This is a genomic window from Arthrobacter sp. ISL-95 (assembly GCF_018613695.1).
In the GTDB taxonomy this organism is placed as follows: Bacteria; Actinomycetota; Actinomycetes; order Actinomycetales; family Micrococcaceae; genus Arthrobacter.
The window spans coordinates 325,725-350,123 of sequence record NZ_JAGGPR010000005.1; the positions used below are offsets into that span (position 1 = coordinate 325,725).

21 protein-coding genes and 1 tRNA gene are annotated in these 24,399 nt (G+C 62.7%); 12 read left to right on the plus strand and 10 right to left on the minus strand.

Annotated features, from left to right (window positions below; all coding sequences use genetic code 11):
- Positions 1–21 precede the first annotated feature (21 nt).
- Positions 22–1,986 (plus strand): DUF2264 domain-containing protein, encoded by a 1,965-nt coding sequence (locus J7I86_RS07690; protein ID WP_309476689.1) that lies wholly within the window; start codon positions 22–24, stop codon positions 1,984–1,986.
- On the plus strand, positions 1,983–3,350 hold the full coding sequence (locus J7I86_RS07695) for an alpha-L-fucosidase (RefSeq protein ID WP_309476690.1): 1,368 nt from the start codon (positions 1,983–1,985) through the stop codon (positions 3,348–3,350). Before J7I86_RS07690 ends, J7I86_RS07695 begins: the two co-directional genes overlap by 4 nt.
- 70 nt (positions 3,351–3,420) lie before the next feature.
- Here J7I86_RS07695 and rarD read toward each other — a convergent pair whose 3' ends face one another.
- Positions 3,421–4,497, minus strand: coding sequence for an EamA family transporter RarD (gene rarD, locus J7I86_RS07700; RefSeq protein WP_214818768.1), 1,077 nt, complete (start codon positions 4,495–4,497; stop codon positions 3,421–3,423).
- 117 nt (positions 4,498–4,614) lie between these two features.
- Here rarD and J7I86_RS07705 point away from each other — a divergent pair, with 117 nt between their 5' ends.
- The 6 genes from J7I86_RS07705 (at position 4,615) to J7I86_RS07730 (ending at position 12,360) form a co-directional block, all read left to right on the plus strand.
- Positions 4,615–6,054 (plus strand): FAD-dependent oxidoreductase, encoded by a 1,440-nt coding sequence (locus J7I86_RS07705; protein WP_214818775.1) that lies wholly within the window; start codon positions 4,615–4,617, stop codon positions 6,052–6,054.
- Positions 6,055–6,143: 89 nt separating this feature from the next.
- A complete protein-coding gene (locus J7I86_RS07710) occupies positions 6,144–7,487 on the plus strand; it encodes a GAF domain-containing protein (RefSeq protein ID WP_214818777.1) in 1,344 nt (447 codons plus the stop codon).
- A 96-nt stretch (positions 7,488–7,583) separates the two neighbouring features.
- Positions 7,584–9,107, plus strand: coding sequence for an aldehyde dehydrogenase family protein (locus J7I86_RS07715; RefSeq protein WP_214818779.1), 1,524 nt, complete (start codon positions 7,584–7,586; stop codon positions 9,105–9,107).
- 104 nt (positions 9,108–9,211) lie between these two features.
- Positions 9,212–10,222, plus strand: coding sequence for an alcohol dehydrogenase AdhP (gene adhP / locus J7I86_RS07720; protein ID WP_214819603.1), 1,011 nt, complete (start codon positions 9,212–9,214; stop codon positions 10,220–10,222).
- Positions 10,222–10,638, plus strand: a complete 417-nt coding sequence (locus J7I86_RS07725) for a DUF779 domain-containing protein (RefSeq protein ID WP_214818781.1) — start codon at positions 10,222–10,224, stop codon at positions 10,636–10,638. The genes adhP and J7I86_RS07725 overlap by 1 nt, the downstream gene beginning before the upstream one ends.
- Before the next feature lie 168 nt (positions 10,639–10,806).
- Positions 10,807–12,360 (plus strand): APC family permease, encoded by a 1,554-nt coding sequence (locus J7I86_RS07730; protein ID WP_214818783.1) that lies wholly within the window; start codon positions 10,807–10,809, stop codon positions 12,358–12,360.
- Between the two features lie 128 nt (positions 12,361–12,488).
- On the opposite strand, the gene J7I86_RS07735 is transcribed toward J7I86_RS07730, so the two are convergent.
- The 4 genes from J7I86_RS07735 to J7I86_RS07750 all read right to left on the minus strand — a co-directional run bounded on the left by J7I86_RS07735 (position 12,489) and on the right by J7I86_RS07750 (position 16,038).
- Complete coding sequence (locus J7I86_RS07735) at positions 12,489–13,124, minus strand: DUF2461 domain-containing protein (protein ID WP_214818785.1); 636 nt, start codon at positions 13,122–13,124, stop codon at positions 12,489–12,491.
- Positions 13,125–13,257: 133 nt separating this feature from the next.
- A complete protein-coding gene (locus J7I86_RS07740; RefSeq protein ID WP_214818787.1) occupies positions 13,258–14,739 on the minus strand; it encodes a catalase in 1,482 nt (493 codons plus the stop codon).
- Between the two features lie 15 nt (positions 14,740–14,754).
- On the minus strand, positions 14,755–15,231 hold the full coding sequence (locus J7I86_RS07745) for a Fur family transcriptional regulator (RefSeq protein ID WP_089595887.1): 477 nt from the start codon (positions 15,229–15,231) through the stop codon (positions 14,755–14,757).
- Positions 15,232–15,261: 30 nt separating this feature from the next.
- Positions 15,262–16,038 (minus strand): hypothetical protein, encoded by a 777-nt coding sequence (locus tag J7I86_RS07750; RefSeq protein ID WP_214818789.1) that lies wholly within the window; start codon positions 16,036–16,038, stop codon positions 15,262–15,264.
- 92 nt (positions 16,039–16,130) lie between these two features.
- Between J7I86_RS07750 and J7I86_RS07755 the strand changes: the two genes are divergently transcribed.
- Positions 16,131–17,402 carry an MFS transporter gene (locus tag J7I86_RS07755; RefSeq protein ID WP_214818790.1) on the plus strand — a complete coding sequence of 424 codons (1,272 nt, stop codon included), beginning with the start codon at positions 16,131–16,133 and terminating at the stop codon, positions 17,400–17,402.
- 131 nt (positions 17,403–17,533) lie between these two features.
- A complete protein-coding gene (gene htpX / locus J7I86_RS07760) occupies positions 17,534–18,403 on the plus strand; it encodes a zinc metalloprotease HtpX (RefSeq protein WP_214818792.1) in 870 nt (289 codons plus the stop codon).
- Between the two features lie 14 nt (positions 18,404–18,417).
- On the opposite strand, the gene efeB is transcribed toward htpX, so the two are convergent.
- The 4 genes from efeB to J7I86_RS07780 all read right to left on the minus strand — a co-directional run bounded on the left by efeB (position 18,418) and on the right by J7I86_RS07780 (position 22,630).
- Positions 18,418–19,839, minus strand: coding sequence for an iron uptake transporter deferrochelatase/peroxidase subunit (efeB, locus tag J7I86_RS07765; RefSeq protein WP_214818800.1), 1,422 nt, complete (start codon positions 19,837–19,839; stop codon positions 18,418–18,420).
- The gene (gene efeO, locus J7I86_RS07770) at positions 19,836–21,008 is read right to left on the minus strand and encodes an iron uptake system protein EfeO (RefSeq protein ID WP_214818802.1); all 1,173 of its coding nucleotides are present in this window, start codon (positions 21,006–21,008) and stop codon (positions 19,836–19,838) included. The genes efeB and efeO overlap by 4 nt, the downstream gene beginning before the upstream one ends.
- 60 nt (positions 21,009–21,068) lie before the next feature.
- On the minus strand, positions 21,069–21,923 hold the full coding sequence (efeU, locus tag J7I86_RS07775; RefSeq protein ID WP_214818805.1) for an iron uptake transporter permease EfeU: 855 nt from the start codon (positions 21,921–21,923) through the stop codon (positions 21,069–21,071).
- Positions 21,924–22,138: 215 nt separating this feature from the next.
- The gene (locus J7I86_RS07780) at positions 22,139–22,630 is read right to left on the minus strand and encodes a YajQ family cyclic di-GMP-binding protein (protein WP_017200185.1); all 492 of its coding nucleotides are present in this window, start codon (positions 22,628–22,630) and stop codon (positions 22,139–22,141) included.
- A 182-nt stretch (positions 22,631–22,812) separates the two neighbouring features.
- On the opposite strand from J7I86_RS07780, the gene J7I86_RS07785 reads away from it, so the two are divergent.
- Both J7I86_RS07785 and J7I86_RS07790 read left to right on the plus strand, forming a co-directional pair.
- The gene (locus J7I86_RS07785) at positions 22,813–23,079 is read left to right on the plus strand and encodes a hypothetical protein (RefSeq protein ID WP_017200186.1); all 267 of its coding nucleotides are present in this window, start codon (positions 22,813–22,815) and stop codon (positions 23,077–23,079) included.
- A 128-nt stretch (positions 23,080–23,207) separates the two neighbouring features.
- A tRNA-Tyr gene (locus J7I86_RS07790) sits at positions 23,208–23,289 on the plus strand.
- A 291-nt stretch (positions 23,290–23,580) separates the two neighbouring features.
- Here the strand turns inward: J7I86_RS07790 and J7I86_RS07795 are convergent.
- Positions 23,581–24,372: a potassium channel family protein gene (locus J7I86_RS07795; RefSeq protein ID WP_214818807.1), complete on the minus strand. Its 792-nt coding sequence runs from the start codon at positions 24,370–24,372 to the stop codon at positions 23,581–23,583.
- Between the last annotated feature and the right edge of the window lie 27 nt (positions 24,373–24,399).

Genomic DNA, 24,399 nt, shown 5'->3' on the forward strand with positions numbered 1-24,399 from the left:
CTCTTCAAGGATCCGAACACCGTGACTCAGTCCCTGCCCAACGCGACCAGCCAGCCGGGTCTCCCTTGGCTGCCCACCCCCGATCCCGTCCTGTCCTCCTTCACAGGTTGGACGCGCAGCCACTGGGAAGCCACTGCCGACCATTGGCTGGAACACATCCGCGCCCATTCCAGCCCCCTCAAAGCCAGTCCACGCCTGCCTGGTCCGGTAACCCGGGACGGTGAGCGCAGGGAAGGCATGGAGACCATTGGCCGGAGCCTGTTGATGGCTGCGCCGCGGATCGCCGGTGCCCGTGGCCGGGATCGGCTGGGGTTGGCGGCGTGGTACCGGGAGGCCTTGATTGCCGGCACGGATCCTGAGGGCGCGGAGCGTTGGCCGCTGGGGGTCACCTGCAAGTCTCCGTTGTTGGGGGTGACCAACTCGATTGTGGAGGCCGCCAACATTGCCTTCTCCGTTTTCATTGGGCGCGAGTGGCTGTGGGAGCCGTTGGCTGCGACGGAGAAGAAGCAGGTTGCCGCGTGGCTTCGGCACCATGCCCGGCTTGAGGTGTGGGGCAACAACTGGCAGCTCTTCCCCGCAATGGCGGAGGGTTTCCTGCGTTCGGTGGGCGAGGACGTGTCGGGCTGTACCGGTGCGCGGAACGTGGCCCGGGTGGAGTCCTGGTATCTGGGTGACGGCTGGTACACGGACGGGCCGGAGCATGCCATCGATTACTACAACGCGTGGGCCATCCACCCCTATTTGTGGGCTTGGTACAAGATGACAGGCAGGGAGGACACCCCTGAAGGCCGCCGTCACCTGGAACGCTTGCGTGAGTTCGTGGGGACGCAGAGCCTGATGTTCGCCAGCGATGGCGCAGTGCTGCATGTTGGGCGTTCCTTGACGTACCGCACTGCTGTCCTCGCGGCACTGTGGTGTGCTGAGATCTCGGGGGTGAATCCGCTGACGCCAGGTGCCACGCGACGGCTCGCATCGGGGGTACTAGCGAACTTCACCGCGAAGGGCGTTGGCGTTGATGGACCGCCTAACCTGGGCTGGTACGACGAGCACTTGGGATCCTGCCAGGCGTACAGCGGCTTTGGTTCGCCGTATCTGGCAGGCATTGGGTTCCTTGGCTTGGCCTTACCACCCGAGCACAGGGTCTGGCAGGACGCCGAAGAGGCCCAGCCCACGGATGGTCCGGCTGGGGTGCGTCCACTGCCCGATGCCGGCTGGACTCTTAGCACTGACGGAGGTTTGGTTCGTCTGACCAACCACGGCAGCGACCATTGTGGTCTGCCCGTGGGTGGCGGTACGGACCCTGACGATCCGCACTATGCCAAGTTCTCGTATTCAACGCACACGGCGCCGGGTACGGGACCTGCGTGGGAGGACAATGTGGACGGTCACCTTGCGCTGTTGGGGTCCGACGGCGTGGCGAGCCGCCGGTGCGCCCTCCGCGCCACCCGCACGGACGGACTCGTCAGCGGATCCGTGCACGTTCCGCAGTTGTATGGGAAGACCGTGCCGGGTACAGCAGTCACTACCGTTTCTGTGGTGGACGGGATCCACGAGCTTCGCTGCCACTTGGTCCGGGGATCGGTGGAGTATTCCGTGCGTGAGGGTGGACATGCCGTGGCAGGCTCCCGCCCCGTGGACGTAGGGCTGACAGCGGGGTCCGCATGGGTCAGCAATGGCGACGTATTCGCGGCGGTCACGGCCCTGCACGGTTGGGAGGATCCGGGCACCACCCGCTACGCCGGGGCCAATGCCATGGGCGCGTACTCAGCAGTGCCGTACCTCTCTGCGCGGCGCGATGCGGAGATGACGGTCCACGTCGCCTTGCACGCGCTGACTCGGGGTATGGCTCCGGCGCCTGGGACGCTCAAGGCAGCGGCCGCCGTCGTGGTTTCCGGTACGGAAGTTTCCGTCACGTGGGCAAGCGGCGCTTCGCAGGCTTTTGACCTCCGCACGTTCGTACCGTGGGACGGGCAGGTGGGCAAGTGATCGAGCTCAAGTACGGGGCTTCCCGGGTGGAACCGCGCCAGGACGCCGCCATGCAGCGATTCCGCGGGCATCGGGTGGGGCAGTTCATCCACTGGGGTCTCTACTCGCTCCCGGCGGGCCGCTGGGAAGGCAAGGACGTGGACTTCGCGGCCGAGTTCCTGCCACGGGTGGCCAAGATTCCGCAGCAGCGATGGGAAGCGCTGGCCAACGACTTCACTCTGGCGGATTTCGACGCCGGGCAGTGGGCGGATACGGCGGTGGCCTTGGGGGCACGCTACATGACCATCACCACCAAACATCACGATGGCTTCTGCCTCTGGCCCAGCGCCTACACGGACTTCCACATGGGTAACACGCCGTCGGGTCGCGATGTCCTGGCGGAGCTCATAGAGGCGTATGAGGCCCGGGGGATTGACGTCAACTTCTACTACTCAGTGCTCGACTGGCGGCACCCGGACTGGCGCTTCACGCTGGAGAACGACGCCGACCATACGGCTTTTGCGCGCTACCTGGACTTCGCGATGAAGCAGTTGGAGGAACTCGCTGCGCGGTACCCGTCCGTCAAAGGCTTCTGGTTCGACGGCACGTGGGACCAATCCGTGAAAGCCAATGGATGGTGGACCTGGGAAGTGGAACGGATGCTGAAGGAACGCATTCCCGGGGTGATGGTTAACAGCCGACTCCGGGCGGACGACCTCGGCGCACGTCACATCGATTCCAACGGGCTGCTCATGGGCGACTACGAAAGTGGCTACGAACGCAGGCTGCCCGAGCCGTGGGACCACAGCGTGGCCGCCCGGGACTGGGAAGCCTGCATGACCATCCCGCAGGCAAGCTGGGGGTACCACCAGGGACCATGGGCGCAGTCAACGCTGAAGCACCCCTGGGATGTGGTGGACATGATCGCCCGCTGCACGTCCCTTGGCGGCAATTTCCTGCTGAACTTCGGACCCCGCGGCGACGGTTCAATGGCGCCCGCCGAGGTGGAGATCGCCACCCGCGTAGGGGAGTGGCTCGCAGTCAACGGCGACGCGATCTACGGATGCGGCTTCGCTGAGGGTTGGGATCACCCAGGGTGGGGGTACTTCACCTGCTCTACCAACGGCGATGTCTTTGCGATAGTCACCCGTGTGCCGGTGTCCGGGCGGATCCGGTTGCAACTGCCCGCGGGCCTGGAACTTGTGGAGCTCCGGTTGCTGGGCTCCGCCTCCAGTGAGCAGCCGTACAAGAGGCTGGCCGACTCCTTGTTCGAGGTGGAGTTGGGGGCTGCCTTGAGCACCGGGCCGCTGGTTTTCGCGACGGAAACCTGTGCCAAGGCGGGTCCCGTGTCCCGTAAGGAACCCAACCCGGACGTGCTGGACTAAAGCAACGCGGGGTCACTTATGGCCCCTTATTCCCCTCCAAAGGGGCCATAAGTGACCCCGCGTTGCAGTATTACTGGGCAGCGGCCAGCCGGGCCTGTTTTTTGAGGACCGAGTTTTTCCGCGTGGTCCGAAGCATGTCGATGGTGAGCAACACCAGAGCCAACCACACCACGCAGAAGCCGATCCAGCGGGCAGTGGTCATGGTTTCGTTGAACACGGTCAGCGCCACAATGAACTGGAGGACCGGGGCGAAGTACTGCAGCAAGCCGATGGTGGTCATGGGAAGGCGGCGGGCTGAGGCGCCGAAGAACAGCAGAGGCACGGCAGTGATGACACCGGAAGCCACCAGCAGCCAGAAGTGGCCCGCACCCAGAGTGGTGAGGGTTTGTACGCCGGTCGCGCCCAGAACCACCATGGTGATGGCAGCGAAGGGCGCCAACACAACGGTCTCCACGCTGAGGCTTGTGAGGGCGTCCACCTTGGGACCAACACGCTTCTTCACGAAGCCATAGAGCCCGAAGCTAAAGGCCAGGATCAGGGCAATCCAGGGAAGCTGCCCATAGGAGAACGTCAGGACGCCCACGGCCACGAACCCAATGCCAACGGCCGCCCACTGCAGGGGACGTAGTTTTTCTTTGAGGACGAAAACTCCGAGCAAAACGGAGACAAGCGGGTTGATGAAGTAACCCAGTGATGTCTCCACGGCGTGGCCGGTGGTGACGCCAAAGGTATATGTGAGCCAGTTGATGGCAATCAGCACGGCGGCCAGCGCCAGAGGGCCGAAAACAGTACGGTCCTTCACTGCGGCGCCGAAAACCCTCCAAGCCCGCGTGATGGTGATGAGCAATGCGCAGAAGAGCAAGGACCAGACGATCCGGTTGGCTACGATCTCAACAGCACTGGCGGGCATGAGGATAAAGAAGTACAGCGGGAGCAGACCCCACAGGCCGTAGGCGCCGATGCCAAAGAGAATTCCCGCCGTCGATTCGCTCCTCACGGGCTTGCCGCCCGGTTGAGGGGATCCGCCGGTACCGCCGCCCCCGACCGTCGTCGTCGTGGGCTGGTTTGAAGAGGGCGGGTTGGCAGCTATCTGATCCGGAGTCGACACATTGTCGCCAACACCACCGGACCCCGCAATATTCCGCAATCTTTATCAATTTCTGTGACTCCTGCCATATAAGCGGTCCGGTGTTGGGTGGACATCTAGAATTGGAATCTGCGCGCCCCAACAATGGCGTGGCTCACTGCTTCGGAAGGGCTAACGGTGTCCAACTCAGCCGCAACAACCCCCAATCGTCCGCTTCGCGTTGCGATCGTTGGCGCGGGACCCGCAGGTGTGTATGCCGCGGACATCCTGACCAAATCCAACGAGGTCAAGGACGGGCACGTAGAGGTCAGCATCGATCTCTTCGAGGCGTATCCGGCTCCGTACGGCCTGATCCGCTACGGCGTGGCCCCGGATCACCCGCGGATCAAGGGCATCGTCAATGCACTGCACAAGGTTCTGGACCGCGGCGATATCCGCTTCCTCGGCAACGTGACCTACGGCCGGGATCTCACGCTCCACGATTTCCGCGCGTTCTACGACGCCGTGATTTTCTCCACTGGCGCCATCAAGGACGCCGACCTGAACATCCCGGGTGTCGAGCTGGAGGGCTCCTTTGGTGGCGCTGATTTCGTGTCCTGGTACGACGGGCACCCGGACGTCCCCCGCGACTGGCCGCTCGATGCCAAGGAAATCGCCGTGATCGGCAACGGCAATGTGGCCTTGGACGTGGCCCGGATGCTGGTCAAGCACCCCGAGGAACTCCTGGTCACAGAGATTCCGGACAACGTCTACGCGGGGCTCAGGAAGTCGCCGGTCACGGACGTCCATGTCTTCGGCCGTCGTGGCCCCGCCCAGGTGAAGTTCACGCCGTTGGAGCTTCGCGAGTTGTCCCACTGCAAGGACGTGGACATTGTCCTGTACCCGGAGGACTTCGAGTTCGACGAAGCTTCGGATGCAGCGATCAAAGCCAACAACCAGATCAAGACCATGGTCAACACCATGACCAACTGGCTGGTGGAGGAGCACGCAGAATCGGAGCAGCCTTCTTCGCGACGCCTGCACTTGCACTTCCTCCACAGTCCCGTGGAGATTCTTGACTCCCCTGAGACGCCCGGCAAGGTCTCCGGCATCAAGTTCGAGCGCATGCAGCTGGACGGAACGGGCAACGTCAAAGGCACGGGAGAGTTCATCGAGTACCCGGTCCAGTCGGTCTACCGGGCCATCGGCTACCACGGTTCGCCGTTGGAGGAGCTGGAGTATGATGCCCGCCGCGGCGTCATACCGAACGACGGCGGCCGCGTCCTGGATGCCGACGGCGAGCCCGTGCCGGGAATCTATGCCACGGGCTGGATCAAGCGGGGACCCGTAGGGCTGATCGGGCACACCAAGGGCGACGCCCTGGAGACCATTGGCTTCCTTCTGGAGGACAGGCTCAATCTTCCTCCGGCGGAAAACCCGGATCCGCAGGCTATCATCGAGCTCCTTGAGGAACGTGGCATCGAATACACCACCTGGGAGGGCTGGAACCGGCTCGATGCCCACGAAGCCGCCCTGGGCACCGCGTGGTCCGGCGGTGAGGAAAACGGCAACGGTGTGGTCCGCGAGCGCATCAAGGTTGTTCCGCGCGAGGAAATGATCCGGGTCTCCCGCGGCTGACATTCCCCCTTCCCCGAACTAGACTTCACGGTACTGTCCCGCCCACCACACGTGCAGCGCACTGTCATTGCGGACAATCAGGGAGTTCAATGAGGAATCCAGTCCATCCGCCCGTTCCAGGCAGCGATGCCGCGGAGCTGCTTCAGAAGCATGCCTTGGTTGGCCACGAACGCATGGACTCCCTGCGTGGTGGGGCACCTGAGGACATCGTCGGATTGCGCCGCCTGGTACGTGAGTCGTGGCAACGGTCGGCGAGCTTGCAAGCCAACCCGGATGTGGCCGAAGCGCCTCTTGCTATGGACCGCGATGAGTTGGAGGAGTACCGCCGGCAGCATCCCTTGGCCACCATCATGCCTGTCATCAAGAAGCTCCTGGTTCAGCCGAGCCATGACAGCGGCTTGCTGGTGGCGGTGGGTGACGACGTCGGTCGGCTCCTGTGGGTTGATGGCGATCCGGTGATGCAGCGCCGCGCTGAGGGCATGATGTTCGTGGCGGGCGCTGACTGGTCCGAAGCCTCGGTGGGCACCAGCGCACCGGGCACCGCGCTCGCTCTGGACCGTAGCATCCAGATCTCCGGCGCGGAGCATTTCAAGCGCTCGGTGCATCCCTGGAGTTGCACGGCTGTTCCCTTCCATGATCCCGATTCCGGGGCAGTTCTGGGCGTTGTTGATATCACGGGCACGGAAACTGCCGTGGCCGCGCACACCCTTTCCTTGGTGGAGGCAACGGTTGCTGCAGCTCAGGCTCAGCTGCGCATTGAACGCCTGACCCTTGCCGCCGCTGTCAAGGACAAACCTCGACGCCGGAGCGCGGCTGCTGCCTCAGGCCATGCCCTGTATCGGAACAGTTTGCAGTTGTTGGGCCGTGACCATGCCCTGCTGAGCATCGACGGCCGGACGGTTTCCCTGTCTGCCCGGCACAGCGAAATTTTGGCCATCCTCAGCAGTCACCCCGCCGGACTCAGTGCTGAAGACCTCTGCGCTCAGCTGTATCCCGGGGATGGTTCTGCCGTGACCCTCCGCGCGGAAATGGTGCGGCTCCGAAAAGTCATCCACGAACTCAGTCCGGACGCTGTCCCCGGGTCCCGTCCTTATCGTTTGCCGGTTGAGCTATTGCCCGACTCCGGCCAGGTCCTGAGTTGCCTCCAGCGCGGCGCCCACCGCATCGCCTTGGAAATCTACAAAGGTGGGCTGTTGCCGCGCTCGGAGGCGCCCGGCGTCGTGCAGTTGCGTGAGAGGGTCTCGCATCTGCTCCGCGAGGCGCTTCTCAGTGACGGCAGCGTTGATTCGCTCCTGAAGTACGCTGAGCTGCCCGAGGCGAAGTACGACGTCGACCTCCGCCTTGCCGTGTTGAAGCTGCTGCCGCCGCGCTCACCCAAGCGGGCGGCCGTCGTGGCTGACCTTGAGCGGATCGAAACGGACATGACAACGTGAGCTGACTCACACGGTTGCAACGTAGCTGCAACCTCCCGGCTCCTAGGCTCGGATCAATGGCGACAGCCACCGTGATTCGCAGCAAAGGAGCTAGCAATGACCGTTTATGCACAGCCGGGTGCCGAGGGCTCGAAGATCACCTTCAAGGACCGCTACGAGAACTGGATCGGCGGCGAATGGGTCGCCCCAGTCAAGGGCGCCTACTTCGAGAACATCACTCCCGTCACGGGCAAAGCCTTCTGCGAAGTTGCCAGGGGCACCTCCGAGGACATCGAGCTGGCGCTGGACGCCGCCCACAAGGTTGCACCCTCCTGGGGCAAGACCTCCGCCACGGAGCGTGCAGCCATCCTGAACAAGATCGCCGACCGCATCGATGAGAACGTGGAACTCCTCGCAGTCGCTGAGACGTGGGACAACGGCAAACCCGTCCGCGAAACCCTCAACGCCGACATTCCCTTGGCAGCCGACCACTTCCGCTACTTCGCCTCCGCGGTCCGCGCGCAGGAAGGCCACCTCTCCCAACTGGACGAGGACACCACCGCCTACCATTTCAAAGAACCGCTGGGCGTCGTTGGTCAGATCATCCCGTGGAACTTCCCCATCCTCATGGCCGTCTGGAAGCTGGCACCGGCGCTCGCTGCCGGTAACGCCGTAGTACTCAAGCCGGCCGAGCAGACGCCCACGTCCATCCTGGTCCTCATGGAACTCATTGGCGATCTCCTTCCGGCCGGTGTGATTAACGTGGTCAACGGCTTCGGCGTGGAGGCCGGCAAGCCGCTGGCTTCGAGCTCACGGATCCGCAAGATCGCCTTCACAGGCGAAACAACCACTGGTCGCCTGATCAGCCAGTACGCGTCCAACAACCTCATTCCCGTCACCCTGGAACTTGGCGGCAAGAGCCCCAACATCTTCTTCGATGACGTCGCCGACCAGAACGATGCTTTCTACGACAAAGCCCAGGAGGGGTTCACGCTCTTTGCCTTCAACCAGGGCGAAGTCTGCACCTGCCCGTCCCGTGCCCTGGTTCAGGAAGGCATCTACGACTCCTTCATGACGGATGTGGTGGCCCGTACCAACAGCATCATTCAGGGCAACCCGCTGGACACCGAGACCCAGGTTGGAGCCCAGGCGTCCAATGACCAGCTGGAGAAGATTCTGTCCTACATCGACATCGGAAAGCAGGAGGGCGCCAAGGTGCTCACCGGTGGTGCCAGGGCAGAGTTGTCCGGCGAGCTGGCGGGCGGCTACTACGTTCAGCCCACCATTTTCGAAGGCCACAACCGGATGCGGATCTTCCAGGAGGAGATCTTCGGCCCGGTAGTGTCCGTGACCAAGTTCAGCGACTACAACGACGCAATCGGCATCGCCAACGACACCCTCTACGGCTTGGGTGCCGGCGTGTGGTCGCGCAATGGAAACGTGGCCTACCGGGCAGGCCGGGAAATCCAGGCCGGCCGTGTGTGGGTCAACAACTACCACGCCTACCCGGCAGGTGCCGCCTTTGGTGGCTACAAGTCCTCAGGTATTGGCCGTGAGAACCACGCCATGATGCTGGACCACTACCAGCAGACCAAGAACCTCCTGGTCAGCTACAACGAGAACAAGCTCGGCTTCTTCTAGGAGTTTGTACAGCAGATGCCCCCATGGAGCGGTCTTAAGGGCACTAGCTGTACAAAACTTCCATCATTCGTACCGATCAAAGGAGATCGTCAGTGACTAACACCATGCAAGCTGCAGTAGTTACGGAATTCGGAACCGACCTAACCATCATGGAGGTGGAACGCCCGACGCCGGGTCCCGGCCAGGCGCTGGTCCGCCTCATCGCCTCGGGCGTCTGCCATACCGACCTCCACGCCGCCGTAGGCGACTGGCCCGTCAAGCCGACACCACCGTTCATTCCAGGCCATGAGGGTGTGGGAGAAGTAGTGGCCTTGGGCGAAGGCGTCACGGACGTTGCCATTGGCCAGTTGGTGGGCAACGCGTGGCTGTGGTCTGCCTGCGGAGACTGCCAATACTGCCGGACCGGCTGGGAAACCCTGTGTGAGTCCCAGGAGAACGGCGGCTACAGCGTGGACGGCTCGTTCGGGGAGTACATGCTGGTGGACACGCGCTTTGCCGCCCGGATCCCTGAAGGCTCGGACCCTGTGGAGGTTGCGCCGGTGCTGTGTGCCGGAGTCACGGTCTACAAGGGCCTGAAGATGACCGAAGCCAGGCCCGGACAGTGGGTCACCATCTCCGGCATCGGCGGACTGGGGCACATTGCTGTCCAGTACGCAGTGGCCATGGGGCTCCGGGTTGTGGCAGTGGACATTGCCGATGACAAGTTGGCGCTGGCACGCGAGCACGGCGCCGAACTGACGGTCAATGCACTGCATGAGGATCCGGCGGAGGTCATCCAGCGCGAAACGGGCGGTTGCCACGGCGTCTTGGTGACGGCCGTGCATCCTTCGGCTTTTGGACAAGCGATCGGCATGGCGCGCCGTGGTGGAACCATCGTGTTCAATGGACTGCCTCCGGGAGACTTCCCTGCGCCAATCTTCGAGATCGTCCTTAAGGGACTTACGGTCCGCGGCTCGATTGTGGGCACGCGCCAGGACCTTGAAGAAGCACTGGAGTTCTACGCACAGGGGAAGATCAAGCCAACAGTTTCTACCCGCGAACTCCCCGAAGTCAACGCGGTTTTTGACGAGATGAAGCACGCCAAGATCGACGGCCGTGTGGTGCTGAAGTTCTGATGAACAACATCGGCTTGGAGGCCGCGGTGACGCTGTCCGGGGAGAACTTCTCCCGGGTGGCGCTCACCGCGGTGTCCGTGGAACTCCTCCGAAAGCTCTGGGAGCAGCACGGTCCGCTCATGTTCCATCAGTCTGGTGGTTGCTGCGATGGCTCCGCACCCATGTGCTACCCGGCGGGGGAGTTCCTGACCGGTGACTCCGATGTCCTGCTGGGCCGTTTCGATATTGGAGGTGGAGGTGAGCCGCAGCCCTTGGAGTTCTGGATGTCCAAGGAGCAATTCAATTATTGGTCCCACACCCATCTGACAGTTGATGTGGTCCCTGGGCGCGGTAGTGGATTCTCTGTGGAGGCGCCCGAGGGCAAGCGATTCCTGATCCGCTCCACTCTCATGGACTGGGATGTGCCAAGCGTTTAGGGGCAGATGACTGGTGTGACGGGGCCAACCCGTCCGCGTCCCACCAGTCCCACCCGCGCCTCGCCTCTCACAGGCCGTCTCACTATCTGGGATAAATATGGCCGTCCATTGACCGGACACTATTCTTGATGAGTCCTATACCACTCCCATCCAGAATGTGGCATTTTTATGAACATTTTCAGGACCAAGTCGATCGAGCAGTCGATCGCCGATGCCGACGAGCCCGGGCGAAAACTGAAGCGCAGCCTCAGTACCTGGGACTTGATGATCATGGGCGTCGCCGTTGCTGTCGGCGCCGGTATCTTCTCCGTCGGTGCCAAGGCTGCTGCAAACTTTGCCGGCCCTGCCGTCACCATCTCCTTTGCCATCGCCGCTGTCACATGTGCTTTGGCCATCATGTGCTACGCCGAATTCGCCACGGCGATTCCCGTTGCGGGCTCCGCCTACGTGTTTACGTACGCCACCATGGGCGAGGTCCTGGCATGGATCATCGGCTGGAACCTCATCCTTGAACTCTTCACCGCCGCAGCCGTGATCGCCAAGTACTGGGGCATCTACCTCAGCACGGTCTTCGGGCTGATGGGCGTGGACATGCCACCGTCGTTCCAAGTGGCCGGCGTTGACCTCTACTGGGGTGCCTTCCTGATTGTTGCGATCTTCACGGTCCTGCTGGTGCTGGGGACAAAGTTGTCCGCTCGCGTTGGCAACGTCTTCACCCTGATCAAGATCGCAGTGGTGCTCTTCGTGATCGTTGTTGGCTTCAGCTACGTGAAGTTCTCCAACTACACCCCGTTCATTCCTGCCTCTGAGCCCACCGACTCCGGTGCCGCGGACGTCATGAAGCAGTCCTTCTTCGGCTTCCTCACCGGCGCCGCTCCGGCGCAATACGGAACTCTCGGTGTCTTCGCCGGTGCAGCCCTGGTGTTCTTCGCCTTCATTGGCTTTGACGTGGTGGCAACGTCCGCTGAAGAGGTGAAGAACCCTCAGAAGACTCTTCCCCGCGGTATTTTCGGTGGCCTGGCAGTGGTCACGCTGCTCTACATCCTGGTCTCCCTTGCACTAACGGGCATGGTCTCTTACACGCAATTGGCCGAGGTGAAGAACCCCACCCTGACCACAGCTTTCGAGGCCGTGGGCAATACGGATGCTGCCAAGATCATCGCGTTCGGTTCCCTGGTGGGCTTGACCACCGTGATCATGGTGCTGCTCATGGGGCTGTCCCGCGTGGTACTTGCCATGAGCCGCGACGGACTCCTGCCACGCTCACTGTCCAAGACCAGCGAAAAGCGCTCCACGCCGGCCCGTCTGCAGATCATCTGCGGCGCAGCTGTGGCCGTGGTGGCAGGCGTAACCAAGGTGGACTTGCTTGAGGAAATGATCAACATCGGAACGCTCTCTGCGTTCGTGATGGTGAGCCTGGGCATCCTGGTGCTGCGGAAGAAGCGCCCGGACCTGAAGCCCGCCTTCCGTGTGCCGTTCGGCAAGGTCTTACCGTGGGTCTCCGCGGTGCTGTGCTTCTACCTCATGACCAACCTTGCCGTTGAAACCTGGATCTTCTTCGCAATCTGGCTGGTCATTGGCATGGGCATCTACTTCGCCTACGGCCAGCGCCACTCCCGGCTCAACGAGAAGTTCGCCGCGGCCAGGGCCTCCGTTGACGGCGGCGCCGCAAGTGGCCGTTCCAAGGGTGATGAGGACGCAGATACCTTCACCAAGGTGTAGACCAATGTGAGCAGCTTGTCAGACAGCTGCCTGATATTGATGTATTAGCCGCCTCATTATTGTTACGGGCGCCCGGGAACCAACGGTTTCCGGGCGCTTTCGCGTGGTGCCGCCAGTACTTGGACAATTTACGGCGCCGCATGCTCCCCGACCCACTCCACCAGCGGCCTTAGTACCTCCCAACGGGCAGCAATCCGGTCCTTGGCTGCAGGAGTGGACAGCCAGTCCGGCTGGCCGATCTCCTCGCCTGCGGAGAGGGACTTATGCTTGAGCAGCTCGCCGCGGGGATGGTCTTTGTCGAAGCCCCGCGGAACGGTCTTGAGTTTCTCGCCCTGGATGGCGAAGCCTGCCGCCGCCACACCTTCCACGATCTTCTGCAGCTCCAAGCCACTCTCGGGAGCATTCACGGCAGCCCTGAATCGTGCCAGTTGGGCGGGGGTATGGGAATGGTATCCGCCGCCGATCAGCAGGCCGTCCGCACTGATCTGCAGATAGAAGCCCACACCTTCCTGGCCGGCAGCGAAAGCACCTTGTGCTGTCTTGTACGGCGACTTGTCCTGAGAGAACCTGACGTCCCTGTGTGGCCGGAAGATTTTTGCCGGTCCGAACTGAGGCTCCAGCTCGGCGAGGAGGGCAACCAGCGGTTCCTTCACCTCGGCGTCGTACGTGGTTTTGTGCTCCAGCCACCACTCGCGGTTGTTGTTCTCTTCAAGCTCGGCGTAGAAACGGAATGCGGCAGTAGGGATGCCTTCGAATGTGCTCATGGAAGGATCCTAAGGACGGCACAACCGGCCCAGCCATAGCCGGGGCGAGCTATGTGGAAAACAAAAAGAACACCCCGCCACGGAGAAGATCCGCAACGGGGTGTTCCTGGGAAAGCAGTAGAGCAAAAAACGCTTAGAGCTTGTTGGCTGCTTCGGCGTCGGACTCGGTCTGGCCTGCACCGAGGTTGGCGCGGAGCTTGGCACCAAGCTCGGAGTCAACGTTGGTCCAGTACTGGATGGCGCGTTCCTTGATGTCGGCGTGCTTCACGCCGCCAACAGCACCGGTGATGGTGTCCAGGAGGCGGGCCTTGGCGGCGTCGTCGTAAACCTCGCGGTACAGGGTACCGGCCTGGCCGAAGTCGTCGTCCTCAGCGTGCAGGGTGTGGGCGGAGAGGGTGAGCTCGCCGTCGTTCTCCCAGCCACCGGCAGGCGACGTGGGCTCAACAGCAGCCGGGCCACCCACCGAGTTCGGTGCGTAAACCGGGGTGGAGGGGGAGTTGAACAGGAAACGCCCCTGGCCATCCTGGCTGTAGTTGTTGACCTGGTTCTTGGGCTGGTTCACCGGGATCTGTGCGTGGTTGGTGCCCACGCGGTAACGGTGTGCGTCAGCGTAGGAGAAGATGCGGGCCTGCAGCATCTTGTCCGGGGAAGCGGCAATGCCCGGTACGAAGTTCGACGGCGCGAAGGTGGCCTGCTCGATCTGCGCGAAGTAGTTCTCCGGGTTCTTGTTCAGCTCCATGGTGCCCACGTGGATCAGCGGGTAGTCAGAGTGCGGCCAAACCTTGGTGAGGTCGAAGGGGTTGAAGCGGTACGTCTTGGCGTCCTCGTAAGGCATGACCTGGACATGCAGTTCCCAGGAGGGGAAGTTGCCGTCGGCAATGTTCTCCTGGAGGTCGCGGATGTAGAAGTCCGCGTCCGAGCCGGCAAGCTGCTCTGCCTGGTCGCCGGTGATGGTCTTGACGCCCTGGTTGGACTTGAAGTGGTACTTGACCCAGAAACGCTCGCCCGCGGCGTTGATCCACTGGTAGGTGTGCGAGCCGTAGCCCTGCATTTCACGCCAGGAAGCCGGGAGGCCACGGTCGCCCATGAGCCAGGTGACCTGGTGGGCGGACTCGGGGGAGAGGGTCCAGAAGTCCCACTGCATGTCAGCGTCACGCAGGTGGCTGCCCGGGAGGCGCTTCTGGGAGTGAATGAAGTCCGGGAACTTGATGCCGTCGCGGATGAAGAAGACGGGGGTGTTGTTGCCAACGAGGTCGTAGTTGCCCTCAGAGGTGTAGAACTTCACGGCGAAACCGCGGGGGTCGCGCCAGGTATCGGGAGAACCGCTCTCGCCGGCAACGGAGGAGAAACGGATCAGCATGTCCGTCTCGACGCCCGGCTGCAGGAACGCGGCCTTGGTGTAGGCCGAAACGTCCGAGGTGGTCTTGAACGTACCGAATGCGCCGCCACCCTTGGCGTGCACTACACGCTCCGGGACCCGCTCGCGGTTGAACTGCGCAAGCTTTTCCACCAGGTAGTGGTCCGTGAGGATGATGGCACCGTCAGCGCCGACGGACTTGGAGTGCGCGTCGGAGGTAACGGGGGCACCTGACTGAGTTGTTGAAATGGCAGTCATTGTTCTCCTTTTTTCTTATTTCTGAGTTACGGAAGTTACGGGAAGCTGTTGTTTGGACTGGCAGTCCTGGCAGACGCCTTGGTACAGGACATCTGCGATCTGGATGGTCATGGGCTTGGAATTCTCATCCCAATGCGGGGTGAGGCACGGGGCATGGCCCACGGCGCAATCCACGTCCTCCACCTTGCCGCAGCTGATGCATACGGCGTGATGGTGGTTGTCACCCACCCGGGTTTCGTAGAGCGCCGGGGAGTGCGGAGGCTCAAAGCGGCGCAGCATCTGCAGGTCCGTGAGGTCGCTGAGCACTACGTAAACGGACTGCGCCGTCAGTTCAGGAAGCTCTTTGCGGGCAGCGGCAAGAATGCCTTCTGCCGGGGAATGCGGATGGTGCTGGACTGCGGCGAGCACTGCCAACCGCTGTTTGGTCACACGCCGGCCGTGGGCATGCAGGGCGGCTGCCCATTCTGCTTGCTCGGCTGTGTGATCTGTCATGCATTCATTGAAACACTTATTTTGAGGAGTTCACAATAAGGCAAGGCTAACTTCCGGTAAACGGAGCAAATTCTCCAGCGGATTGACCACCTCAGCGGCGGATCGGCCCAGCGCATGGACCCGAAGCGGAGTACCTGCTGTCTCCGAATCCAATGCCAGGCAACTGAATCCGCTCAGGCCGCCGTTCAGGGGAAGCTCAGCCAAGGTGGCCCCCATGGCCAGCAGTTCCGCGGGCAGAATCTCTCGGACGGACGCCACAGCCCGGACAGGTTCGAACACCGTATGGCGGGGCCCCGCGTGCACCGCCCGCACCAACGGGCCAGGGACAATGGAAGGCTCGACGGCGCCGCCCGCCACAGGTCCGGAACTCACGGCGGCCTCGGGCCGCCTCCGCCGCAGCGCCTCACGGACGGCGGCATCGGTAGCTTCCAGGTCATGATCAGGCTCCCCGGGACGACGGTGAGCCGGCAGCGAAAGCTGAGCTCCCGGCGTCGTGGTTTCTCCGTCCCAGCGGCCGAACAGATGGAACGTGGGTGTCGAAGACTCAGCCACGGGCTCGCCGATTGCGGAGCCCAGAGGATGCCAGCGGTGGGCGAACATCACTGCGTAGCGGTTTGCCCCCAAGACGTCATGGAGGGCGGCGCGTACGAGGTTGTGGCAGAAGAGCCAATCGGACGCCGAGGCCTGTGCGAACTCTGTGGAGGGATCGGACAGCCGGATCAGGATGTGCCCGGCCGTAAGGGGATGGCGTGGCCGGGCAATCTCCCAAAACCCCGAACGGTACAGCAAACGTCGCTCCAAGCCCATGTCAACTCCTTCCCCGGGGTGAGCCTACCAAGGACCTCCCGCAGCCAGGGAGAGTGGAGAGTGGTTGCCGCAATGCTCGTTAAGGTAGGACGGTGGCGAAACTACTGGCAGACATCACCCCTTTGAAGGAGAGCCCGGCCTTTCGGCGGCTCTGGCTGGGGGCTTCGGTGGCCGCAATCGGAACCCAACTGACTCTGGTGGCAGTCAGTCTGGAGGTTTACCGGCTCACGCAGGAGAGCTTCTACGTGGGCCTCCTCGGCATCTTTGCACTAGTGCCCCTGGTCATCGCGGGTCTCTACGGGGGTTCCGTTTCTGACGCGTACGATCGCCGCAAAGTTGCCCTCATCGCTTCGCTGGTTCTTTGGGCTACCACTGCCGCGCTGGCCTTGCAGGCCTGGCTGGAAATCGGCAACATCTGGCTCCTCTACGCGCTGGTGGCCGTCCAAAGCGGCGCCCAGGGCATCAACGGCCCGGCCCGCAGCGCCATCATTCCCCTCTTGGTCCGTAAGGATCTGCTGCCCGCGGCCAACGCCTTGAGCATGCTGACCTTTGGCCTGTCCATGACCGCCGGCCCACTCCTGGCAGGGGTTCTTGTGGCCACCATCGGTTTCGGCTGGACCTACACCATTGATGTCATCAGTTTCACGTTCGCCCTGTGGGGGCTCTTCAGACTCCCGCCCCTGCCGCCGTCCAAGGATGCCGTGCGTCCAGGGCTGCGTTCCGTGGTTGAGGGCTTTCGGTTTCTTGGAACACGGCCAAACGTCCGCATGACGTTCATCATCGACCTCATCGCCATGATCTGCGCCCAACCCCGGGCTTTGATGCCTGCGATAGGGGCCGTGATGATCGGCGGAGGCGAAACCACAGTGGGCGTGTTGCTCGCCTCCACGGCCGTGGGTGCTTTCCTGGCCGGGCTGTTTTCCGGGCCCCTGGGGAGGGTACGCAAGCAGGGCAGCGCAGTCGTGTGGTCGGTGATTGGCTGGGGTGCTTCGATTGCCGGCTTCGGTCTGGTGGTGCTGCTGGCCGGGGATTCAGGCCGCGACGGCGTCACTCCCTGGCTGATCCCGGCTGCCCTCTGCTGTGCCCTCGCCGGGATCTCCGACTCCATCAGCGCGGTCTTCCGCACCACCATCCTGCAGTCAGCCACTCCGGACCACATGCGGGGCCGGCTGCAGGGGGTGTTCATTGTGCTGGTGGCCGGAGGGCCCCGGGTGGGGGACATGCTGGCCGGCGGTGTCACCCAGTTCCTCAGTGAAGGCGGGGTCTTGCTCCTTGGCGGACTTCTTTGCATTGTCCTTGCATGGGTGGCTTCGCGAATGCAGCCCGGATTCGTGGCATACGACGCAAAGCATCCGGTGCCCTGACTTGCCGGGTACTTTGCCGGGGACCATGCCGGCCTCCCTCCAACGTAGGCTGACAAGGAACATGACTAGCGGCGTCGGCGTTAATCTGAGTAAAACCCCTGCAAAAGCCGAGGAAAGCGACAAGACCAACCGTGCATAAACACAACAATGGACTCAAGACTGCGGCGCTCTTCGGTGTGCTGTGGGCGGTGTTGTTGGGTTTGGGCGCCATCATCGCGGCCGGGACGCGCAGCACCACTCCCATCTGGATCATGGCGTTGATCGGTGTCGGGACCACTGCGTATGGCTACTGGAACAGCGACAAGATTGCCATCCGTTCCATGGCCGCCTACCCCGTTACCGAGGCGCAAGCACCGCAGCTGTACCAGATTGTTCGGGAGCTGTCTGTGCGTGCAAACAAACCCATGCCCCGGATCTACCTTTCACCCACCATGACGCCCAATGCCTTCGCCACGGGACGCAATCCCAAGAATGCGGCCGTGTGCTGCACCGAGGGCATCCTCCATCTGCTGGATGCCCGAGAACTCAGGGGCGTCCTGGGGCATGAGATGATGCACGTGTACAACCGGGACATCCTCACCTCATCGGTGGCCGCGGCCGTGGCCGGCGTCATCACCTCCGTGGGGCAGATGCTGCTGATTTTCGGCAGCGGGGACCGGCGCAACGCCAACCCGTTGGCCACCATCGCGATGGCACTGCTGGCGCCCTTCGCGGCGTCGCTGATTCAGATGGCCATCTCCCGCACCCGGGAATTCGACGCCGACGAGGACGGCGCGGAACTCACCGGCGATCCACTGGCGCTCGCCTCAGCCCTGCGCAAGATTGAAGGTGGGGTTACCCAGTTGCCGCTCCCGCAGGACCAGCGGCTAGTCAATGCCTCGCACCTGATGATCGCCAACCCGTTCCGTGGCGGCGGCATGAGACGCATGTTCTCCACGCACCCGCCCATGAAGGAACGGATCAGCCGACTGGAACGGATGGCCGGGCGCCCGCTTTCCTAGATTGCTAAACCAGGCTAGGCGAACAATCCCTCGCCAATGAAGCCGCCTGCCTGAACCCCAGGAGGCACCGCAAAGAGACCCGAGCCGGTGTGCTTCAAGTACTCCACGGACAGGGTGTCACTCTTGGCCAACGCCAGTTGCATGGGTACGTAGTGGGTCCGGGGATCCTTGACGAATGCGATGAAGAACAGCCCGGCGTCGAGGTGTCCCAGCCCGTCCGAGCCGTCCGTGAAGTTGTAGCCACGGCGCAGCATCCGCACCCCGGCGTTTTGGTCCGGGTGGGCAAGGCGCATGTGGGAGTCCATGGGAATGAGAGGATCGCCGTTGCGGCCGGCCATGGCGAAATCGGGCGGGCTGAACTCCTCCCCGCCGGACAACGGAGCGCCGGCTCCTTTGGTGCGGCCGATCAGCCCTTCCTGTTCACGCAGTGACGTCCGGTCCCAGATTTCAATGTGCATCTGAATCCTCCGGGCCACCAGATAGCTGCCGCCGGTCATCCACTGTTCGCCCGCAGATCCGGAGCCTACCCACACGTGCTCATCAAGCAGTGCGGTGTCTTCGACCTTGAGGTTGTTGGTGCCGTCCTTGAACCCGAACAGGTTTCGTGGAGTCACCTGAGCCCGGGATGTGGACGACGTGCGTCCGAACCCCAGCTGGGACCAACGCACCCGGACCTTGCCGAAGCCGATCCTTGCCAGGTTCCGGATAGCGTGCACTGCTACTTGGGGGTCATCAGCGCAGGCTTGGATAACAATGTCCCCGCCCGTGCGGCCCGGTTGAAGATCGTCTCCAGGGAAATGCGGAAGATCGATCAGGGCTTCCGGGCGGCGCCCCTCCAGACCAAAGCGGACTTTCCCATCCTTCTCGAACAGCCCCGCGCCAAAACCGAACGTCAGCGTCAGCTTTGCGGCAGCCAAATCCAATGCCTCGCCGGTGTCTTCCGGCGGGGCATCGTACGGACCGTCCACGGCGCCCGTCTTACCCGTCGGGATGCCGGTTGTCATGGCCTCAGCCGCGGAAGTCCAGTCCTTGAGGAGCTTGATGAGTTCCTTGCGGTCCTCGGTGGTGACGTCAAAAGCGGCCATGTGCAGGCGATCCTGGGCCGGGGTAGTGATACCGGCCTGGTGGTCGCCAAAGAACGGAACCACTGCTTCGCCGGCGCTGGTGTCCGTGGTGGAAGCAGCAGCAGCGGATAGTGCGTCATGTCCCAGGAATCCGGCAGCCAGGCCAGCCACCGCGCCCGCGCCGCCTACTCCCGCGAGCGAGAGCAGGCCACGGCGGGAGACGCCTTTGCGGCGGCTTTCGGCGGCAGCTGCTGTACCGCCGTCGGCCGCTTCCCGGGAGGTCACGACGGCGGCAGTGTCACCGGCAGTGCCCACCCGGCCAAGGTCGTGATCAGCGGGATCGCCGGTGTGCCCGAAGGGGCAGCCGCTCATAGCACCACGGCTGCGGTGAGCTTGGAGAGGGGCTCACCCAGCGAATCCACCAAGGCAGCGAGCTGCTGGACCTGATCCTGGCTCAGCTCGTTATAGTAAACGAAGCCGTCGCCCTTGGCGTGCTTCTTGAGCTCTGATTGGAGCGCCGTGAACTTCTCATCCAAGGACTTGGCGAGCTCAGGATCCTTCTGCTCAAGCGCAGGCTTCAGGTTCTCGAAGGCGATGCGTGCACCGTCCACGTTGGCTTGGAAATCCCAAAGATCCGTGTGGGACCAGATTTCCTCTTCTCCGGTGACCTTGCCGGTGGCCACCTCGTCCAGGAGTTCTTTGGCGCCGTTGCCGAGCTTGTCCGGGGTGATTTCAACCGTGCGGGTTCGGGTGACGAGGTCTTCGGTGTCTGCTACCAGCTGCGTGGAGATGGCGGTGCGCTCGGCCGGCGTCAAGGCTGTGTACTCTGCCGGCGGGAAGAGGTCCTTCTCGGCGCGGTGCCAGCCGGTCCATTCCTGTCCGGGCTCAAGGTCTGCCTCGCGGGCATCCAACTTGGGGTCGAGGTCGCCGAAGGACTCAGCTACGGGTTCGATCCGTTCCCAGTGCATGCGGGTGGAGGCGTAGAGCTCACGGGCCTTGGCGGCGTCCCCGGCAGCGAATGCCTCGGCGAAGGCTTTGGTGCCCACGATCAGCTGCTCCGTCTGGTCTTTCACGTAGGCCGCGTACTGCTGGGATCCGTTGTCCAGGAGCTTCTGGAAGTCAGCGTCAACGCTGGGCTTGTTGCCGGATTCGGTGACCTCGAAAGAGGCGCGGATGCCTTCGCCCTGCATACCCGGCTTGCAGGCGGTGTTGTACTTGCCGGCCGGAGCGGTGACCACCAGGTTGCGGGTGATGCCGGGACCGATGTTCTCCACTTCGCCCAGGATCCGCAGGCCGTCCTCAGCCAGCAGGTAGAACTCGGTGACCTCCGTGCCTTCGTTCTTCACAGCGAAGGTGAGGTTGCCGCTCGGCGCTGTGCCCGTGGACACCTTGCACTCGTTGGCTGTGCTGCTGACCTGGATGGGACCATCTGCCGCATCCGTGGCCTTTGCGTTGTCAGTGCAGCCTGCAAGCACCAGGGGCACGGCTGCTGCAGCGCCGATGACGGCAAGGGTCCTGCGAAGTTTGGGGGATCCGAGCATGATGGGTCCTTATGTTGAAGGGGTGGCGAGACCGGAGTTACCCGGCGAGACTTTGGTGGCCTAGGCCTGTGTTGCGACGGCCGGGGCTGTAGCGGTACTGGAAACCTTGGGCGGCGCAGAACGGTTGGCCCGGATGTAGAGGAACAGCACCGGGACTACGTAAAGCAGCCACGCGGCGGCCTCGAGCCAGGTAGTGGCGGGGGAAAGGTTCAGGGTGCCCTTGAGTAAGGTGCCGTACCAGGACGACGGCGGTATGGCGGCGGAGACGTCGAAGGCCAGGTTGTTCAGGCCCGGCAGGATGCCGGCTTCTTGGAGGTCGTGGATTCCGTAGGCCAGAACTCCGCCGGCAATGATGATCAGTCCTACTCCGGTCCAAGTGAAGAAGCGGCCCAGGTTCACTTTGAGGACACCCCTGTGCAACAGGTATCCCAGACCGGCTGCCGTCAACAGGCCAAGAAGTGCGCCGAGCAGGGGGAGCGTGGTTTCACCCGTTGCTTGGGCTGCGGCCCAGATAAACAGTGCGGTTTCGAGGCCTTCCCGGCCCACGGCGAGTGCCGCCACCACCACAAGGCCCCAAGCGGCCCCGTCGGCCGCTTTATCCACCTGCGAGCGGAGTTCGCCGCCGAGGCTGCGGGCGGTGCGCGCCATCCAGAAAACCATCCAGGTCACCAGCGCAACGGCCACAATGGACAAGCTGCCGCCGATCGCTTCCTGGGCCTCGAACGTCAGGCCGCGGGGGCCAAAAGTCAGCACTGCGCCGAAGCCAAGCGATATCGCAACTGCGAGGCCGACGCCCATCCACACTCGAGGGATCAGGTGACGCCTGCCAGTCTTGATGAGATAGGCCATCAGCAGCACCACAATCAGTGATGCCTCAAGGCCTTCGCGCAGGCCGATCAGGTAATTGGCGGTCATGGTTTTCTTTCGCTAAGGGAACCGTACTTAGGCTCACCTAAGGAAAAAGGATACTTTGACTTGACTATTACGCAAACTAATCATGCGCTAATGCGCTCGCTCATTACGACAATCGATGTAGTTGAGGACAGCAAAAAGCCGGGACGCAGGTGCCCCTTTCAGGGGTGCGTCCCGGCTTTGCAGCTCTTGGCGCCTCGGCGCTTTGTGCGAGGGTGCTAGCTGCGGAAGTTCACGAACTGCAGATCGGCCTCTTCGAACTTCTTCAGGATGTTCATGGTCTCCTGGAGGTCATCACGGGACTTGGAGGTGACGCGGAGCTCGTCGCCCTGGATCTGGGACTTGACCGACTTGGGAGCTTCATCGCGGATGATCTTGTTGATCTTCTTGGCGATGTCCTGGGCGATGCCCTCCTTGATGGTGCACTCCAGGCGGAATTCCTTACCGGAGGGGAAGGGTTCGCCCTGGTCCAGGGACTTCAGGGAGATGCCGCGCTTGATGAGCTTGGACTGGAAGACATCCAGTACAGCCAGGACGCGGTCCTCGGAGTTGGCCTTCATGAGGATCTTTTCGCCGCTGAAGTCGATCTCCGCACCAACGCCCTTGAAGTCGTACCGCTGGGCGATTTCCTTCTGGGACTGGTTGAGCGCGTTGGCAACCTCTTGCTTGTCTACTTTGCTTACGACGTCGAATGTGGATTCGCCTGCCATGACTCTCCTTAGGTTGGGGGCCCTGTGAGGGCGGGTTGGTCTGCCATCCAGCCTAGTACGGAAGGCGTGGGTTGGGGCCGGGGAGTTCTTTCACAGTTCGCTCACAGCGCATGCAGGGCTGGAACTGAGGCTGCCGGTTGAGAGTTGTACCAGTTGGAAGAACGCATCCACGGAGGATCAGCATGAGCAGCAAGGCCGTCCAGTCCATCAGCAAATCCGCTTCCGCAGCGGCAGGCTCCATTGGTACGGCTGCAGTTGCCGCAGCAAGTGCTGTAGCTGCCGCGGCTGTTGCGGCGTCGATCGTCCTGAGCCCGGTTCCCGACGCTGCCTCCCGGATGGATGGCGTGCACGCGGACTTGCTGCGAGCCGTGCAGCTAAACCAGATCACTGCCGAGCAGGCCGAAAAGTTCGAGGCCAAACTGGCTGGCAGGATCCTCGGCGAAGCCTGAAATCCCGCGCAATCCCAAGCGTCCCACGCCGATTAGATTCTTCGCAGAAAGTTCTGTAAGGTTGTCTCTGCCTTCGGTTACCGGATCTAAAAGAAACGGTCTCCGGAAGTGATCTTCTTTTGAAGTTCGGCAGATTACCCGAGCGGCCAAAGGGGGCTGACTGTAAATCAGCTGGCAACGCCTACGGGGGTTCGAATCCCTCATCTGCCACCCAAGGAAAATCCCCGGAACCACTGGTTCCGGGGATTTTTTCGTGTGCCCCGGCAAACTTTCCTGCCCCGGCAACTTCCTGCCGACGGATCCCCGCAGTAGTTCGTCCGGCTCACCCCTGTGCGGCGGGGGTTTCGTACTGGTGCGAGTGGGTAGGCCCAGGCCTCAGGTGTGCGGCTACCACCCACTTTGAACCAGCGAGCTGAGTGGCGCGCCGCAATCCAGGGCGTGTCATCACCCCCGAGTGTTCAAAGTGGGTGGTGAGGGTACGGGCTGGAACGGGAGGCCGGGCTACGCCTCGCGTCCCTGCCTCAGTTCCGTGGCTTGTTGATGCTCCGTGGCTTGCCGGAGTTCCGCGATCTCCATCCGCAGGGCCGCGATCTCCGTCACGAGGTCAGCCATCTCGGCGCGAACCGGCTCCTCGGCCGCGGCAGCCTTGACTTCCGCTGCCGCGGCCACGCCCTCGGCGTTCTCCTCAATGCGTTGCAGGAGCCAGGAGGCAATGGAGGCTGTGACAATACCCAGGACTGCGATCCCGCTCATCATCAAGGCGGCGGCTACCATCCTGCCGATGGGTGTCACAGGGTATAGGTCTCCGTACCCCACGGTGGTGATGGTGGTGATGGCCCACCAGGCAGCGTCCCCGAAGGTGAGGATTTTGGCGTCAGGAGCGTTCTGCTCCACGTCCAGCACGCCCAGTGCCCCGATGAGGATCAGCATTGCAGCGGCACCGGCAACATAGGTGGCCACGCGTCCGCGCAGCGTTTCGCCCACCGTCCGCTGCAGGACGGAGAGCAACGTGACCAGGCGCAGCAGCCGTAGTGGCCGGAAGAACGGGAGCACCACGATCAGGAGTTCGTGAAGATTCCAGAGGAACCACCGCATGCGGTTCTCGGCAAGCCAGAGATTGACGAAGTAATCCAACGCAAAGATTCCCCATGTGATCCAAAGAACCACTTCGAAGGGGATTGCCTCTGCCCCGCTGACGCGACCGATGACCTGCCACGCGTAGGCCGTGAGGAATATCAATGCCGTGGCCATGAGGGGCCATTCAACCAGGTCCCTGTATCGCGCTTGAGTCATACGGGAATACTAGCCACAGCGAAAGCC